Origin of the sequence: Simiduia agarivorans SA1 = DSM 21679 (assembly GCF_000305785.2) — a bacterium.
Classification (GTDB): Bacteria; Pseudomonadota; Gammaproteobacteria; order Pseudomonadales; family Cellvibrionaceae; genus Simiduia; species Simiduia agarivorans.
In genome coordinates, this window is sequence record NC_018868.3 from 2,582,086 (window position 1) to 2,598,731 (window position 16,646).

18 protein-coding genes are annotated in these 16,646 nt (G+C 57.8%); 8 read left to right on the top strand and 10 right to left on the bottom strand.

From position 1 onward, the window contains the following. Position 1 precedes the first annotated feature (1 nt). Positions 2 to 424 (top strand): MarR family winged helix-turn-helix transcriptional regulator, encoded by a 423-nt coding sequence (locus M5M_RS11425; RefSeq protein ID WP_015047654.1) that lies wholly within the window; start codon positions 2 to 4, stop codon positions 422 to 424. Then, positions 421 to 1,287, top strand: a complete 867-nt coding sequence (locus M5M_RS11430) for an alpha/beta hydrolase family protein (protein ID WP_015047655.1) — start codon at positions 421 to 423, stop codon at positions 1,285 to 1,287. Before M5M_RS11425 ends, M5M_RS11430 begins: the two co-directional genes overlap by 4 nt. On the opposite strand, the gene M5M_RS11435 is transcribed toward M5M_RS11430, so the two are convergent. The 7 genes from M5M_RS11435 to M5M_RS11465 all read right to left on the bottom strand — a co-directional run bounded on the left by M5M_RS11435 (position 1,253) and on the right by M5M_RS11465 (position 6,827). Continuing rightward, positions 1,253 to 1,519 carry a hypothetical protein gene (locus tag M5M_RS11435; RefSeq protein ID WP_211216984.1) on the bottom strand — a complete coding sequence of 89 codons (267 nt, stop codon included), beginning with the start codon at positions 1,517 to 1,519 and terminating at the stop codon, positions 1,253 to 1,255. The genes M5M_RS11430 and M5M_RS11435 overlap by 35 nt on opposite strands. A 5-nt stretch (positions 1,520 to 1,524) precedes the next feature. After that, the gene (locus tag M5M_RS11440; RefSeq protein WP_015047657.1) at positions 1,525 to 1,833 is read right to left on the bottom strand and encodes a DUF1272 domain-containing protein; all 309 of its coding nucleotides are present in this window, start codon (positions 1,831 to 1,833) and stop codon (positions 1,525 to 1,527) included. A 39-nt stretch (positions 1,834 to 1,872) separates the two neighbouring features. Next, positions 1,873 to 2,430, bottom strand: a complete 558-nt coding sequence (locus M5M_RS11445) for a pyridoxamine 5'-phosphate oxidase family protein (RefSeq protein WP_016389364.1) — start codon at positions 2,428 to 2,430, stop codon at positions 1,873 to 1,875. Between the two features lie 25 nt (positions 2,431 to 2,455). Next, positions 2,456 to 3,340: an SMP-30/gluconolactonase/LRE family protein gene (locus M5M_RS11450; RefSeq protein ID WP_015047659.1), complete on the bottom strand. Its 885-nt coding sequence runs from the start codon at positions 3,338 to 3,340 to the stop codon at positions 2,456 to 2,458. Positions 3,341 to 3,436: 96 nt separating this feature from the next. Further along, positions 3,437 to 5,215: a GGDEF domain-containing protein gene (locus tag M5M_RS19570; protein WP_015047660.1), complete on the bottom strand. Its 1,779-nt coding sequence runs from the start codon at positions 5,213 to 5,215 to the stop codon at positions 3,437 to 3,439. Between the two features lie 97 nt (positions 5,216 to 5,312). Continuing rightward, complete coding sequence (locus M5M_RS11460) at positions 5,313 to 5,951, bottom strand: thiol:disulfide interchange protein DsbA/DsbL (RefSeq protein ID WP_015047661.1); 639 nt, start codon at positions 5,949 to 5,951, stop codon at positions 5,313 to 5,315. A 225-nt stretch (positions 5,952 to 6,176) separates the two neighbouring features. Further along, entirely contained in the window at positions 6,177 to 6,827 is a 651-nt protein-coding gene (locus M5M_RS11465; protein ID WP_015047663.1) for a c-type cytochrome, read from the bottom strand. Positions 6,828 to 6,974: 147 nt separating this feature from the next. On the opposite strand from M5M_RS11465, the gene yihA reads away from it, so the two are divergent. Both yihA and hemP read left to right on the top strand, forming a co-directional pair. Next, positions 6,975 to 7,631 (top strand): ribosome biogenesis GTP-binding protein YihA/YsxC, encoded by a 657-nt coding sequence (yihA, locus tag M5M_RS11470; protein WP_015047664.1) that lies wholly within the window; start codon positions 6,975 to 6,977, stop codon positions 7,629 to 7,631. Between the two features lie 44 nt (positions 7,632 to 7,675). Then, entirely contained in the window at positions 7,676 to 7,852 is a 177-nt protein-coding gene (gene hemP / locus M5M_RS19890) for a hemin uptake protein HemP (protein ID WP_015047665.1), read from the top strand. A gap of 622 nt (positions 7,853 to 8,474) precedes the next feature. Here hemP and polA read toward each other — a convergent pair. Then, positions 8,475 to 11,222 carry a DNA polymerase I gene (gene polA / locus M5M_RS11475; protein WP_015047666.1) on the bottom strand — a complete coding sequence of 916 codons (2,748 nt, stop codon included), beginning with the start codon at positions 11,220 to 11,222 and terminating at the stop codon, positions 8,475 to 8,477. 359 nt (positions 11,223 to 11,581) lie between these two features. Here polA and M5M_RS11480 point away from each other — a divergent pair, with 359 nt between their 5' ends. Beyond that, positions 11,582 to 11,836, top strand: a complete 255-nt coding sequence (locus M5M_RS11480) for a hypothetical protein (protein ID WP_015047667.1) — start codon at positions 11,582 to 11,584, stop codon at positions 11,834 to 11,836. Between the two features lie 659 nt (positions 11,837 to 12,495). Then, entirely contained in the window at positions 12,496 to 13,194 is a 699-nt protein-coding gene (gene ytfE, locus M5M_RS11485) for an iron-sulfur cluster repair protein YtfE (protein ID WP_015047668.1), read from the top strand. Here the strand turns inward: ytfE and M5M_RS11490 are convergent. Further along, complete coding sequence (locus M5M_RS11490) at positions 13,191 to 13,805, bottom strand: TetR/AcrR family transcriptional regulator (RefSeq protein WP_015047669.1); 615 nt, start codon at positions 13,803 to 13,805, stop codon at positions 13,191 to 13,193. The two genes, ytfE and M5M_RS11490, sit on opposite strands and share 4 nt — an antisense overlap. Before the next feature lie 101 nt (positions 13,806 to 13,906). On the opposite strand from M5M_RS11490, the gene M5M_RS11495 reads away from it, so the two are divergent. Both M5M_RS11495 and M5M_RS11500 read left to right on the top strand, forming a co-directional pair. Next, positions 13,907 to 14,977 (top strand): MBL fold metallo-hydrolase, encoded by a 1,071-nt coding sequence (locus M5M_RS11495; RefSeq protein WP_016389365.1) that lies wholly within the window; start codon positions 13,907 to 13,909, stop codon positions 14,975 to 14,977. 91 nt (positions 14,978 to 15,068) lie between these two features. After that, complete coding sequence (locus M5M_RS11500) at positions 15,069 to 15,815, top strand: alpha/beta fold hydrolase (RefSeq protein ID WP_015047671.1); 747 nt, start codon at positions 15,069 to 15,071, stop codon at positions 15,813 to 15,815. Here M5M_RS11500 and M5M_RS11505 read toward each other — a convergent pair. Then, positions 15,774 to 16,616 (bottom strand): metal ABC transporter substrate-binding protein, encoded by an 843-nt coding sequence (locus tag M5M_RS11505; RefSeq protein ID WP_162141159.1) that lies wholly within the window; start codon positions 16,614 to 16,616, stop codon positions 15,774 to 15,776. The two genes, M5M_RS11500 and M5M_RS11505, sit on opposite strands and share 42 nt — an antisense overlap. Positions 16,617 to 16,646: the final 30 nt, after the last annotated feature.

Here is a 16,646-nt window from a genome sequence, read left to right on the forward strand (position 1 = left end):
TATGGCCTCTGAAAAACGCCTTTTTTTCCTGCTGAGCAAAGCCCATCGCAAGTTGTTCCGGCACCTGGACAGCGCCTGCCAGCAACAACTGGAGGTGACCCTGCCGCAACTGGGTGCACTCCTGTTTATCGGTAAACACCCGGGTTGCCCTCAGAAAGCGGTGGCCGATGCGCTGGATCTGAACAAATCTGCCATCACCGGCCTGCTGTCCCGCATGGAGGCCAACGGTCTGATCGAGCGGCGACTGGATGCCGACGACGCCCGTGTGGTCAAAGTATTTGCCAGTGACCGGGGCGTCCAGAAAGCCCGCACGGCCGACCCGCTTATCAAAGCCCTGAATCAGGAAATAGGACGCGAATTTTCCGAGCAGGAGATGGCCACCATCCTGCGTTTTTTACACTTTATTCTCGATCGATTTGAATGAACCCTTTCCAACAACTTCGGCTCAACACCCAGGCCGGTCACGCGATCACCGCCCGGTTATTTTCGCCCGCCAATCCCGTGCGCAACGCCATCTGCATCATCGCCCCCGCAACCGGCGTTGCCCAATACCACTATGAGGATTTCGCGCACTGGCTCAGTGAGCAGGGCTACCATGTGCTGACGTTTGATTACGAGGGCATGGGGTTATCCGTCAACGGCCATGTAAAACACAGCACCAGTGATATCGTGAGCTGGGCCGATCAGGATTGTCCGGCGGTACTGCATTATGTGCGACAGCATTTTGCTGACACCGCATGCATCTGGATCGGCCACAGTGTCGGCGGCCATCTGCTTGGCATGATGCCTGACACATCGCCCATCACGCGGGCCATCACCATTGCCGCGGGCGTAGGGACCTGGTGGTATAACGCCGCGCCCACCAAGCGCATCGTGTGGTTTTTATGGTATTTCCTGGTCCCGGTTACCGTGCCTTTATTGGGCTATTTTCCCGGCAATAAATTGGGATTGCTGTGTGACATGCCCAAAGGCGTGATCCTGCAATGGCGACGGTGGTGCCTGCAAGAAGACTATTCCGTGGGTTACGAAGGTCGCTGGCTGGCGGACCGCTACGCCGCGGTCAGATTGCCGATTACCGCCATTGAATTCAGCGACGATGAAATGATGTCATCCAAAAGCCTGGACAAACTGCACAGCTTTTTCACTGGCGCGCCTGTCACGCGCATTGTCGCTACACCAGAACACGCTGGCACCCGGCGCATCGGCCATATCGGTTGGTCCAAAAAATCCTTCCGCACACTGTGGGAGAAAATTATTGGTCCGCATATCGGTGCCAAAGATGCCTGATCACCCACCAACAGGCACCGTAAAACAGGTATTGTCCCACCAGCAATAGCAGCAGCTTGGTTGCAAACGGTAACTCTTCGCTGAAAAATCCCAACAAAAACACGCCCGGTTGAGCAAACAGTTGATAGCCGGGCAGGTTCAATTGCCAACTATAGTCCAGACCAAACAACACCAGTGTGACAGCAGAAACCCAGAAGGCAACGGTAGCAACACGGGCGTGGGGCCTGATCAAAAACATCACCGCTTGTCCGGTGCGATGGCTTTGATGGCCTGGGCAAAGTCCGACAGGGTTTCGCGGCTGTAACCGGTGTTAACCCTTACCTCCGAAGCGGGCTGGTATTTCAGGCTCACACCCGGCCGATAGGCGTTGGCCGGCCGCACGGGCCGCAAGGTAAAACCCCCACCGCAATTGGGGCACACATTTTCCAGCACGTTATCCACGCAATGTTTGCAAAAAGTGCATTCGTAACTGCAGATCATCGCCACACCCGAGTCTGGCGGCAAATCACAGTCGCAGCATTCACAATTCGGTTTCAGCACTAACATCTGACTCGCTCTCCTGCGTATCGCCTATCGCACCACCGGTTAATCTGTTAACGATCGCTCGATAATTTCTGTATCAAAGCCGTCCAGACTTTTTTGGTTTTTCTTTTGCCAATAGGTTTGAATTCCCTCAGACCCCTGCCGTTCAGTCCATTGCGCTAATTGAGTGCGGTCTTCAACGTAATCATAAAAAGGCACGGCAGTCCCGCACGAAGATTGCACCTGCTCGATTGATAATACAAACAGTTGGCGCGCGCCCACGCTTGCCGGAAACAGGCCGATCAATTCGCCCCATCCATTGTCGCCCCGGTGCAGCACGGCAGCCTGACCATAAGCGCGCAGGATCAGTGGCGCGCCGGAAAAGGCGCAGAACATAATGGTCATGCGCGGATTTTTCAGCACGTGGGCGGCAGATTCATTGCCGCTGCCAGTCAGATTCAGCCAAACAATTTCATTGGCATTGCGCACCCGCAAACTGTCGCCGCCCTTGGGCGACACATTGACTGTGCCGGTATCGGCAGCGGTGGCAACAAAAAACAATTTTTGCTCTGCAATAAACTGAATTTGCTGTTCTGTTAAAGCACTGTAAGTCTTACCCATTTCTGCGTCCCTGTAGGTAAATTATTTAAAGGTTGGCCTTGCCGAAACGATGTGTCGGCATGCCTTTGACGCCGGGGCAAACAGCAAATACACCGCCGGCGAGCGGTTGTTCGGCGAGCTGTTGCTCCGTTAACGCCCAGCGCGCCGTCGTAATGTAGAGCGTATCCAGATCATCGCCGCCAAAGGCGCACGAGGTGACATTCGACACCGGCAGCGTTATCGCCGACAGTTTTTTACCCCCGGGCGAGAGGCGCGAGAGCTGCCAACCAAAAAAATGGCACAACCAAATACAACCCTCGGCGTCACAGGTCATGCCATCGGGATACCCTTCACCCTCCGGCACGCGGTAAAACACCCGCTTGTGACTCAACCGACCATCGCCCGCCACATCAAACTGATAAATGGTCCGCTCGGTGGTGCTGGTATGGTAAAGGGTTTTACCGTCGGGTGAAAACGTCGGTCCGTTAGAAATACAATAAGGCTCATCCATAATCCGCAGACCACCGTCGGCATCCAGACAATACAACTTGCCGGTGGCCTCGCGTTCGCCATCGTCCATGGTGCCGGCCCAGTAACGACCGGCGGCATCCACTTTACCATCGTTAAAGCGCAGGGCCGGTCGATGGCTTTCGGGTAACACAATCGGTTTGATCGCGCCGTGGTCCGCCTCCAGTACCAGATAGGCGAATCCGGACCGGATGGTAACCACATAGTTGCCCCGGTAATCCTTGGCGATGGACGTTACCTGCTCTGCAATGTGCCAGGTGCGATGAGATTGATCGGCGAGGGATAAACGGTGCAACCGATGCTGCTGGATGTCGACCCAGTAAAGCGCGTTTTCATCGGCCATCCAGCACGGGCCTTCCGCCAGGGTGGCCTTGCCATCCCAGATGCAGCGGGGCTGATTCATAGCATATCCTTAGCATGTGAGCGCAGCCCGGTTGTCGGGCGGCTGAGGCTCACAGCATATAATAGTCTTAATGACTATTAAAAGGCATGCTGCCGCTCATTCCGCCAGCTGACAACAATTCCTGCCAGCGTCTTTGGCATCGTAAAGTTTTTTGTCAGCGCGGGCGAACAAGGTTGAAGGTGAATCGCCCTCAATGATTTCTGCGATGCCGCAGGAAAACGTAATCTGCAATGCCTGATCCTTGAACTTGAACGCCGTGCCGGCCACCGCTTCCCGTATGCGGTCCATTTTCAGTTTGCAATCGGGGCCGGTGGTTTCCGGCATGATCACGACAAATTCCTCGCCGCCGTAGCGGGCCATGAAATCCGTGTCGCGCAATTTTTTGGCAATGGCCTGGCCAATGACTTTCAACACCCGGTCGCCCGCCTGATGGCTGTAGTTGTCGTTGAAGGACTTGAAATGATCGATGTCACATACCGCCATGGACACTGGCCGCTGATAGCGCTTAAAGCGCTCCACTTCATGGTGTACCCGCTCGTTGTAGTGCTCACGATTGGGTAAACCGGTAAGCGCATCGGTGCGTGCTTTGGCTTTTTCGGTTTCCAGTTCCTGTTGGCGCCCGGCCGCTTCTGCCTGCAATTCGGCCACCTGGGTTTGCAGCGCCTGCACTTTTGCCAGCAAGCCCGATTCGGCATTTTGTTGTTTCCGGCGGGCAAGAATATCCCCCAGCGATTCCACTTTGGTTTGCACCAGCGTTTTCAGTTCAGCCACGTCATTCATTGACTGCAACGCCTGCGAGAAGGAACCCACATTCTGTTCAAGACTGGCAATGAAACCGGCCTCGTCCTGTTCGATATCAATCACCGCCTCGCCGGTGAGTTGCAGCAAGGTATTCAGTTTTTCCAACAGGCCCACGAGATAGGTCTGGTAATCGCTTTTGGCATTGACCAGCAGTGCCATCACCAGATCGCGGATGTCTTCCAGGGTGGGCACCAACTCATACCAGTTGAGGCCGCCATCGATACGCAGGCGCGCAGCACTGGCTTTTTCGGCCACCGCGGGCCATGGCGGCTCTATCTGGCGCAGAAAATCGCCCAACACCGTGGAAATCCGGTCACTGATTTTACTGAACGGCGGTTCGTGTAATCCCACATCCTGCGCCGCAATCCAGTGCCCACTCAGACTCTGACGTTGCGCGTGCGCCACGGATGAAAGCGACTCGGGTGCCGGCGCTTCGTCCGGGTCAGGCGCCGCGTTTGTCGGCGCAGGTTCATCGGCGTCAAGCAGTTCAGTTTGGGTGTCGTCGTTGCCGGCAGGTGCTGGGTCCTCGCTGATAGCGGCGGTCGCATCCTCGCGGGTAGCGACTTCGGATTCCGCTTCCGCGTCCGGTTTTTTGCCGCCAAACAAACGGCTCATCAGGCCCGGCTGTTCCGGGGCCGGGCCCGCCGGCTGTAGCTCCGCCAGCGCCTCAAACAGCTTGGCCCAATCGCTGGCGTGTTTTTGCTGCTTGTATAGCTTGGCGATTTTAGTTGCCAGCGCCTTACCATTGGCCAGATGGGGGATTGCGAGCGCGTCGGCTGCCGCCTTAACAGCTTGTTGTTCCCGCTCGCGCTGGAGCGACAGACGCTTTTCGAACTGATTGAGGCTTTCCTTCAACAGCGCCAGCTGGCCGGGCTTACCCCATTCATTGCGCTTGGCCTGCTTCAGCACCACCGCCATGGCACTGGCCAGCTCGGGTTCCAAGCCACCCAGCGCGTCGGCCAGCAAGGCGATGGCCTGCTGATAATCGCCGGTATCCACTTTCCGGCCCTGATCGCGCTCCAACAGTAATTCGCGGTATTTGTCGCGCCAGTAATTGGCGTCTTTTACGGTCACCTGCTGCTCCTTACACACAACCCTGTATCTGAGTGTAGAAGCGCACACAAAAAAAAGGGGGCCAAATGGCCCCCGGGGTCTTGCAAGCGACTGTCGTTTACTGGGCGGCGCGTGCAGCGCGTTCCTTTTCAATCAGGAAGTTGGCCACCTCCAGCATTTCCGGTTGGCCACCAGCATCGCGCGCAGAGATGCGGTACTTGCCTTCCACCACCAGCTCCGGAGTACCGGAAATGCGATAGCTACGGGCGCGGGCATCGGCCTGACGCACCTGACCGGTCACACCAAACGAATTGAACACCTTGTCAAACTTGGCGCCGTCCACACCGTTGGCTTCAAACAGGGCTTTGATTTCCGATTCTGAATCGAGCTTTTGCTTGCGCACATTCAGGGCTTCAAACAAAGGCAGGTTCAGCTGATCTTCTACGCCCAACGCCTTGGCAGCGTAGTAAGCGCGCGCATGCAGCTCCATGGTCTTGTGCCACATGGCCGGCGACTTCACAAACGCCACATCATCGGCCAGGCCGGCAACCCAGGGCTTGAGTGGGGTTTCGAAGTGGTAGCAATGACCGCAGCCGTACCAGAACACTTCGGTCACTTCGATCTTGTCAGGGTTGGCAGTGCGCACCGGGTTGTCCAGAACCTGGTAGTGCTTACCCGCTTGGTATTTCTCACCGCCTGCATCGGCGCAAGCAGCAAGGGACATGATCAGGGCGGCAAAGGCCACTAACAAACGCATAGGAAACTCCATATTGGTTTTTTGCCCGATTATTCGGGTTTGGACAGCTGGCTGCAAGTCTCTGCCGACCAGCTGAGTCAGTTGATCGCCAGTTTACGTCGTTGGCATGAACGAAAGCTGAACCGGTTTAACAATGCCGGCACGGCGAGCGCCATAACGCGGTGCCCAACGCCCGCCAAAAACAAAAAGGCGACCTGAGTCGCCTTTTGGTATCGCGCCTGACGCTTAGGGGTGCAGGCCGGCAATGTAGTTGGCCAGCGCACTGATCTCGGCATCGCTCAGGTGCTGAGCTACCTGACGCATGGTCTGGGTATCACCGTCATTGGTGCGGTTACCGGCGCGGAAGTCTTTCAGCTGCTTCTCGATGTAAGCGGCATGCTGACCACCCAAGCGGGGGTAAGCTGCAGGCTCGTTGCCGGAACCACCGGGGCTGTGGCAACCGGTACAAGCCGGTACCATGGTTTCCATGTTGCCGCCGCGGTAAGTCTTTTCACCCAGCGCCAGGCTGTTGACCTTGACACCGCTGTTGAGCTGCACTTCCAGCGCCTTGTCAGAGCCGGACAGTTGCATGGTTTTGCTGTCGAAGAATGCCGCGATATCGGCCAGCTCTTCATCGGAGAAGGTGGTCAGCATGCCGGTCATTTCGGGAATGTTGCGCGCACCGGACTGAATATCTTTCAACTGCTTGAGCAGGTATTTTTCACCCACGCCGGCCAGTTTGGGGAAGTTGGGCGCCGGGCTGTTGCCGTCTGCGCCATGACATGCACTGCACATGCCCACCAAAGTCTCACCATTTTTGGCATCACCCGCCAAAGCCATTTGCGACAGCGCCACCAGGCCGGCAACAGCAACTACCTGCTTAATCAGCTTGTTCATGCGATTAATCCGTTCGATTTGCTAGTAAGTTAGAATCTGCGTTAGCCGCGCAGTGACTCACGGGCTACAATCACCGCCTTCTTGGGGCGGCTTATGGCTCGGCATTATATACTAACCGCCTGATAACACACTATTTTTGCAGAATTCATGGCAGATCCAATCCACTTTAATAAAGCCCGCTACCTGATGAGCGCCCCCACCCTCGCCCTTTGCCCGCCCGAAACGGGTGTAGAGGTGTGCTTTGCCGGCCGTTCCAATGCCGGCAAATCGTCTGCCATCAATACACTCACCCGCAACGGCAAACTCGCCCGCACCAGTAAAACGCCGGGGCGCACGCAGATGATCAATTTTTTCACCCTGGGTGATCCCGATCTGCGGCTGGTAGACCTGCCCGGCTACGGCTTCGCCAAAGTCCCCCTGGCCATGAAGCGCGAGTGGGATAAGAACATGGGCGAATACCTGCAGGAGCGCCAGAGCCTGGTGGGCATGGTGCTGCTGATGGACGTGCGCCACCCCATGCAGGAATTCGATTCCACCATGATCAACTGGGCCGTGGACGCCGATATGCCGGTACACATACTGCTCACTAAAGCCGACAAACTGAAGCGCGGCCCCGCGCAAAGCACCTTGCTGGCTATTCGCAAGCACCTGAAAGACGCCCAGGTCGATGATCTGGTTTCTGTCCAGCTGTTTTCATCGCTCAAGCGCGACGGTCTGGATCAGCTGAATCAGGTACTGCAGGGCTGGATGCAGGTACCGCCGTCCGACAGCGACCCAAACGCTATTGACAATCATTCTCAATAAGTGACACACTCAGGCCTCATTTGATTGCCTACCGAGAGGTCGCCATGAATACCAGCAGTGAAACCGCCCGCCCCGTCATGGTGCGCAGCCATGCGGGCCACCAGGAACGCATCGCCAGCCAGGAACTGTTGGGCGGCTTAGGGCGAATTGTGATTGAGCATGCCGGTCAGGAATACTTCCTGCGCCAGACCAAAGCCGGCAAGCTGATACTCACCAAGTAAATTCATCGGCCGGTACTGCACCCCCTTGCACACACCGCTGGCCGTTGAAACCAGGGCACCGTCCCAGCCAGGCGGGCTGTCTCTCCCCGCCAGCCAAACCGGTTTTCTCGCTTGATCCCCGTTTTAGCACCACTCAACGTAAATAAATGTGAAGTTTGAAACCATTTGCGGCCGCGCGCGTCTTAACAGTGCTGGTCAGGGTTCCCCAAGCCCGGATCACGAGGTTGGGTACTAGCCCCAAACAAGGCTCGACCTTTTTCACCCCGGTAGCCCAAGGCGCCGGGGTTTTTTATGTGGGCATAACACTCCACCACGAAAGTACCAAGGGGTCAGACCCCTTGGTACTTATGTTGTTGGATGCCATTCCTATGGCCGAATTGGGCGTGGCAGTGTGATTGGGCTGGGTACCTCGAAGAGGATAGGCAGTGAACTGCGGCACGCCAGCTCGCCATCCATGGCTCCTGCTGGCATACAGTCCATCCCTGGACATAAAAAAACCCGCCGGAGGGGCGGGTTAAAAGATTCTTACATCCAAGGAATCCATGGGAGAGCAATACATCACATGTTACTGATTACTCTGACTGGCGGATTGCCGGGAAGTTCAAATTAATTTAAAAAATTTTTAATGGGCCTGGTCCCAGTTGTCGCCCACGCCGGCTTCCACCAACAGGGGCACCTTCAGATCGGCGGCGCGGCTCATGCGTTCGCACAGCTCGCCGGTGAGGGCATCCACCTGATCTTCGGCCACTTCCAGCACCAATTCGTCGTGAACCTGCATGATAATGCGGGCATCGGGCGCGTTCTCACCGCTCAACCACTGGTGCACATCCACCATGGCGCGCTTGATGATATCCGCCGCGCTGCCCTGCATGGGCGCATTGATAGCGGTGCGCTCGGCAGCCTGTTGGCGCATTTTGTTACTGGCGTTGATTTCCGGCAGGTACAGGCGCCGGCCGAACAGGGTTTCCACATAGCCCTGTTCGTGCGCAAGCGCGCGGGTGTTGTCCATGTAGCGGGCCACGCCCGGGTAGCGCTCGAAATAGGTATCGATGTATTGCTGGGCTTCGTTACGGCCCAGATGCAGTTGCTTGGCGAGGCCAAAAGCCGACATGCCGTAAATCAAACCGAAGTTAATCGCCTTGGCGCTGCGGCGCATGTCGGCGGTCACTGAGTCCAGGTCCACACCGAATACTTCGGCCGCCGTGGCCTTGTGCACATCCAACCCCTGAGCGAAGGCATCCAGCAAACCCTTGTCATCGGACAAATGCGCCATGATGCGCAGCTCAATCTGCGAATAGTCCGCCGCCACCAGCTTGTAACCCTTGGGCGCCACAAACGCCTGACGGATGCGCCGGCCTTCTTCGGTGCGTATCGGGATGTTCTGCAGGTTGGGGTCGGTGGAGGACAAGCGCCCGGTGGCCGTCACCGCCTGATGGTAAGAGGTATGAATCCGGCCGGTGCGCGGATTGATCATCTGCGGCAGCTTGTCGGTATAGGTGCTCTTGAGTTTGGCCAGACCGCGGTATTCCATCAGGATGTTTGGCAGCGGGTAGTCCAACGCCAGTTCCTGCAATACTTCTTCCGCCGTTGAGGGTGCCCCCTTGGGGGTCTTCTTAATGACCGGCAAGCCGAGTTTGTCGAACAGGATTTCCCCCAGCTGCTTGGGTGAGGACAAATTAAACGGCTGACCCGCCAGCTCAAACGCCTCGCGCTCGAGGGTTACCAGCCGCTCGCCGAGCTCCACACTCTGCTCACCCAGCCGCTTGGCATCCACCAGCGCACCGGTGCGCTCCACCGCGCTGAGCACCGGCAACAGCGGCAATTCGATGAATTCGAACACAGATTTGAGCGAGGGCGCGGCTTCCAGCTGGGGCCACAGGGCCTGGTGCAGGCGGAAGGTAATATCGGCGTCTTCGGCCGCATAAGGGCCGGCCTGCTCCAGCGCAATCTGATTAAAGGTGAGCTGTTTGGCGCCTTTACCGGCAATATCCTCGAATTTAACCGTGGTTTCGTCCAGATAGAAGCCCGCCAGGCTGTCCATATCGTGCCGGCTGGCCGTGGAGTTGAGTACGTAGCTTTCCAGCATGGTGTCGTAGCCAATGCCGTTGAGCGCTATCTGGTAATTGGCCAGTACCGAGGCGTCATACTTGAGGTTCTGGCCGATCTTCCTGGGCGTCTCGGCTTCCAGCAACGGCTTGAGTTTGGCCAGCACCCAGTTCCGGTCCAGCTGTTCGGGCGCTTCCATATAATCGTGCGCCACCGGCACATAGGCGGCGCGGCCCGGCTCCACCGAAAAAGACACCCCCACAATCTCAGCTTCCATGTAATCGAGACTGGTGGTTTCGGTATCAAACGCAAACGCCGGTTGGGATTCCAGCGTCAGCAACCAGCGTTCGAACGCTGCTTCGGTGGTAATGATTTCGTATTCGCGCGCCAGCGCGCCTTTGGTGTCCGGACCCTCTGCGGCGTGTGAAGACTCACTGACTTCCGCCACCACACCTTCGCCTTCCAGCTCGTTGACCCAGGTTTTGAATTCCATGTCCTGGAACAGCGCGAGCAGGCGCGCTTTATCGGGCTCGCCATTGGCCAGGGCCTGGATCGGCTCGGGCAGGTCGCAATCGAGCTTGATGGTGGCGAGTGCATAGGACATGTAGGCTTTGTCCTTATGCTCCTCCAGTTTGGCTGCCATGGTTTTGGCCCCGCGGAAACTCAGGTCTTTCACCTTGTCGAGATTGGCGTAAATGCTGTCCAGGCTGCCCAGCCCCTGTAACAGACCCAAAGCGGTTTTCTCCCCCACGCCCGGCACGCCGGGGATATTGTCGACCTTGTCGCCCATCAGCGCCAGAAAATCGATGATCAGACTGGGCGGCAGGCCGAACTTGGCTTCCACCCCGGCGGGGTCCATCACCGTGTCGGTCATGGTATTCACGAGCGTCACATGCTCATTCACCAGCTGCGCCATGTCTTTATCGCCGGTGGACACAATCACCGGAATACCCGCCGCCGTGGCCTGCTGGCAATAGGTACCAATCACGTCGTCGGCCTCTACCCCTTCTTCCACCAGCAGCGGCAGTCCCATGGCGCGCACTATGTCGTGGATGGGCTGCACTTGCGGGCGCAGGTCATCGGGCATGGGCGGACGTTGGGCCTTGTAGTCCGGGAACATGTCATCGCGGAAGGTTTTGCCCTTGGCATCAAACACCACCACCACCGGGCTGCCCGGGTAGTCCTTCAACAGGCGCCGGATCATATTAATCACGCCCTTCACCGCGCCCGTGGGCATACCCTTGCTATTGGTGAGTGGCGGCAGGGCGTGGAAGGCGCGGTAGAGATAGGACGAACCATCTACCAGGACAACAGGCGCGGTCATAAAAAATCCAGAGCTGAAAAGTGAAGGCAGCAAGGATACACCAAGCCGGTAACAACCGCGCCCATGGCCCCAGACTGGCGCCTGCGTACCGGGACTTTAGTGTTACCTATACTGTTACCGATGGAAAAACGATCAAAAACCGGAGCGTTTTGTGAAAAAACTCCCAAAAACCGTTGGTTACAAGGGAAACATCAGGTGTTTTTGTCATAATTCTGAAAAAGATCTAGCTTAATCTTTAAACAGTTGTTACCATGCGTAACATCTTGAGGCGGTCACCCACTGCCACCGAATTACCACCCGGTTACAGGCCACCAAGCCCGGTAACCGGATCACTCAAGCCTGATACGGAGGGCCGCATTATGAAAAAGCTTGGTTTTCTGTTGTTAGCACTCACTGCACCCGTTGCATTGGCTAATCCTCAGGCCGGAATCACCACTTCTATCGCCACCGCTGGTGCCGATGTGAGCTGGACTCAGGAACTGGCCGAGAAAAACGCCAACGCAAAGCAGTTGAAGCAGTTAAACAACAATTCCCTGACCATTGGCGACATGGTCAACAAAGATTTGGACGAAAAGATTGCAGCGCGCCTGCGCCTGCAAGCTCAAGTTCAGTAACCGCTCCGGCGGTTGAGCGCGGCGCCCTATTGCTCTGGGGTACCGCGTAGCTCTGGGTCTCTCCCCCATAGCGTCAGATTACATCGCTTATTAGGAAAACTATCCTGGCCGGGCTCTCCAAAACCCCGGCCTTTTTTTTATGTCCACGGATGGACTGGCCAAAAAATGCTCCTGCATTTTTGGCACTTCCGCCATCCATGACGGTCGTATGCCGAAAGGAGCCAGGGAGGGCGACGGTCCGACGTTTCGGTCGGCGCGCTGCAGTTCACTGCCAAAAATCTTTTACGCTACCCAGCACCACCGCCTACCCAATTCGACCATGAGTGAGCCTCTACCAAAGCACCAAGGGGCCAGGCTCGGCCAGAAGCTGCATTTTTGGCACTTCCGCCATCCATGGCGGTGGTCCGACACATCGGCGTATGCCGAAAGGAGCCAAGGAGGGCGACGGCCCGACGTTTCGGTCGGCACGCTGCATTCACTGCCCAACTTTTTTACCAAAGGGTCTGACCCCTTGGTACTTAGTCCGACCGAGTCAGACCCCTTGGTACTTTGGGGTGCCTACCTACCCCCAACGCAATACCCCGCCTAACCCCAAGGCCAAATTGGGCCCGCGGCAACCCCCCGATACACTGAAACACAACCATCAAAGGGGGTAACACATGAACCTGCTCGATATGCCCGTGGGCCAGATCGCCCGTCAAATTCCAGGTTCCACTGCCGTGTTCAACGCGCTTGGCCTGGATTACTGCTGTGGTGGCAAGACTCCGTTGGGATTGGCGATACACGAAAAAGGCCTGGACACCACCGAGACGGTAAACCGGCTCGAGTCGCTTACCGCGCGGACATCAGAAGGAAAGGATTGGTCGGCCGCGCCCGATGCTGAACTTATCGACCACCTGCTCAACCGCTACCACCGGGTCCACCGGGAGCAACTCAACGAATTGGTGCGCCTGGCCTCCCGGGTGGAGCAGGTACACGGGGCAAGGCCTGACTGTCCGGTTGGGCTGGCACAGCATCTGGCGGATATGGCACGGGAACTGGAAGCCCACATGCAGAAGGAAGAGCAGATATTGTTCCCGATGTTAAAGGCAGGCCAGCGCGCCATGGCAACCGGCCCGATTAAGGTCATGCGGCACGAACACGACGACCATGCACATGCTCTTGAACTTCTCAACGAACTGACCAACAACCTCACATTACCCAAAGGTGCATGCAATACCTGGCGCGCGCTGTTCGCTGGCCTGCAAGCCTTTGTGGACGACCTCAGGCAGCATATCCACCTGGAAAACAACATCCTGTTCGAAGGCAAGGCCACGCCGCAAACACCGTCGCTGTGTTGCGGCGCTTGCGGGGGCTAAACGCCGTACCGGGCCAGAAACAAATCCGCCGTCTGCTCTGCCAGCAGCCGCTTGGCCTGTGCATCCAGCATCGGCTCGATGTGCATCAACTGAGGCCAGAAGCAGCTGCCCTTAATCAGGTTGTGCAGCTGCTGCACCGCCAAGGTCACGTCCGGCACCCGCAGGCGGCCGTCTTTCACCGCCGCATTGATCCAACGCACGATGGCCTTTTCTGTCACCGCCAGTCGCGCCACCTCCTCTTTGATGGCGTCGGGCTGGTAGAAAAAATGCCCCAGTGCCACGCGATTCAGCTCGATATATTCCTGGCTGTTGATGGTTTCAATTTCGGCCTCCAGCGCCTCGCATAACTGGTCGCGCAAGGGCCGGGCCGGATCATAGACACAACTCCCAGCCTGCACTGCCTGGGTCCAGAGACTGGTAATGATGTAGGAAAACAGCGCTTCCTTGCTGTCGAAATGATTGTAGACAGTGCGCTTCGATACCCCCGCCTCAGCCGCCAGCACATCCATGCTCGTGCCCTGCACGCCATAGGTGAGAAACGCACGTTTGGCGGCGCGAATAATGTCCTGCCGCTTCTGTTCACTGCGGGTGATTTTCTGGGGGGCGTTCATGTTCAACTCGGCAACATAGAAGTCGGCTATTTTACACTAGCCAGTTTACTTATTGCCATCCCGACATTAAACTGCACCGTGTAGTTTACTTATGGAATACCATGAAAACCGTTAGCTTCCTCTTATCCCTGATGGCCTTTACCGCCGGAGTTTTGCCCATGCACGCCGACACAGCCCCTGTGCGCGACAATGGCCGCTATACCAATAGCCAGCTCGATTATTCCACCTCCGTGAGCACCCTGCTCGCGTTGGTCAAAGAACAGTTCACCGCCGCACCGGCCGAACCCAAACCAACGGCGCCCTTGCCTGTGGCCAAGCCCGATTTCACACTCACCAGCGCCAGTGAACCCCGCTTGTTCAAGCTGGGGCATTCGACCGTCTTAATCGAGCTGGACGGTCAGTGGCTGCTGACTGATCCCGTTTTCAGCGAACGCGCCTCACCGGTGCAGTGGCTCGGCCCCAAGCGTTTTCATCCCGTTCCGGTCGCATTGAATGCCCTGCCGCCTATCACTGCAGTCGTCATCAGCCACGACCATTACGATCATCTGGACCGGGCCAGCATCGAAGCCTTAGCTGAAAGCACAGAGTATTTTCTGGTGCCGCTGGGCGTGGGTGAGTACTTGCGCACCTGGGGCGTGGCGGCGGAAAAAATCATCGAACTGGACTGGTGGCAAAGCCATGCCATTGGCTCGCTGCGGCTGACCGCGACCCCGGCTCAGCACTTCTCCGGCCGCGGGCTGTTCGACAAAGACAGCACCCTCTGGGCCAGCTGGGCCATTGAAAGCCAGCAGGCCAAGGTGTTCTTCAGTGGCGACTCGGGCTACTTTTCCGGCTTCAAAACCATTGGCGACAGGCTCGGGCCCTTCGACATCACGCTGATTGAAACCGGCGCCTACAACCACCTGTGGGAGGCCATCCACATGCTGCCCGAACAAAGCGTGCAGGCGCACCTGGACCTGCGCGGCAAAGCCATGATTCCGATCCACAACAGCACCTTCGACCTGGCATTGCACGACTGGTTTGAACCGCTGGAGCGGGCTCAGGCCGCGGCCGATGCACGCGGTGTTCAACTGGTGACGCCCATCATGGGGGAAGCCGTGTCCATTTGCGCACCGGCCCCATCGCTCGCCTGGTGGCGGGCATTGGCGGGCGAGCCTTTGGTCGCCCTGTAATCCGGCGCAAGCCACGGGTGGACGATCTCAAGCGCCTTGCCCTTGCGGCAGCCACCCGGCACAGTCACCCAAAAATGCCGAGCGCAAGCCCATGACCCGATTAATCTTTTTACTCGCCAGCCTGAGCCTGCTCGCCTGCAGCCCCACCGGTACCCGCGCCAGCCCGGATGCAGAAATCGTGGTATTGCTGCACGGGCTCGGCCGCAACCAGCACGCCATGTGGTGGCTGGCGAACCAGCTGGAAGACGAAGGCTTTGACGTGGTGCGCATCGACTACAGTTCGTTCCGGCAAACGCCGGAGGCGATGCTGGCGTCGGTGAGCGCCGATATCAACGCCTGCTGCACCCAGGCACGCAGGGTACATTTTGTCGGGCACTCGCTCGGTGGCCTGATGATCCGCGCCCACCTGGCCCAGCATCCGCACCCCAATCTGGGCCGGGTGGTGACCATTGGCACGCCGCACCAAGGCACGGATTTTGTCGACAACTACCGGGACAGCTGGTGGATGCAGGCAGCGGGTGCCAGTGCGTTGGCACTCAGCACCGCGCCTGACAGCTTCCCCAATAGCCTGCCGGCGCCCGACTACCCCTTGGGTGGCATTGCCGGAGTGCGTACGGAGGGGGATGTGGACGATGGCATCTTCGGCCCGCACGATGGCTTAGTGCCGGCATGGTCGGCCCGGTTGCCGGCAATGCAGGACTTTGTGGTGCTTAAAAGCGGGCACGCGACCCTGCGTTATCACCCGGCGGTGGCGAGCCAGACAGTGCTTTTTTTGCGCACCGGACAATTCGACCACTCAACGGTGACAGGCTTCGAACACCTGAGCCAGGTTGAGTAATAGCGCTTCGTAACTGTCGGCCGCCTGACCCAAGGGATCGGCCATGACCAGCGGCAACCGCAGCTGGCGCGCAAGGCTTTCGCTGTTCTGATTGGCATACAGGCTCTCCGCCAGCAGGCACTCGGCCTCTGGCGCCAGCTTCTGCAGTGCATACAAATGCCGCGCACTGGGCTTCTGCTCGGGCGTGGAGCCCACCGCCGCCAGTTGCTGGCTGCCGAAGTGGCGATTCCAATGCCCGTAGGCATCGTGAAAACTGATGTACTTCGCCGGCTTTTCCAAGCGTGCCCGGATGGCCGCATCGGTCTGTGCCAAACGGTCCCTGAATGCCTGCCCCTGCTGCCGATAGTGGGCCGCCTGTGAAGGCCGCGCCGCCACCAGTGCCGCCTCTATGGCCGAGACCATCACCCGGGCATTGCCCGGATTCATCCACAGGTGCGGGTCCAGCCCATGCTGATGATCACCGTGATGCTGACTGCCCCCCACAGGCCACTCGATGCCGGCAATGCCCGCCATTTCCAGGGCCGCACCCGAACCCTCAAGCAGAGGCGCAAGCGCGGCTTCAAGGTCTGGCCCGATCCACAAAATCAGATCGGCATCCGCCAGCGCGCGGCGCTGGGACACCGACAAAGCAAAATGATGGGGCGACTGATTGGCAGGCAACAACTGGGTGATCTGGTCGCCTTCCGCCAACAGGGGTTGCACCAGCAAGGTCAAAGGCTGAATGGTGGTGACGAGGTTCACACCGGATTGCACGGGCAAACCAACAGAGAGAAGCAGAACCAATAAGCAAACGCGCAACATCACCGCACCGGGTCGTAAAAACGTTATATG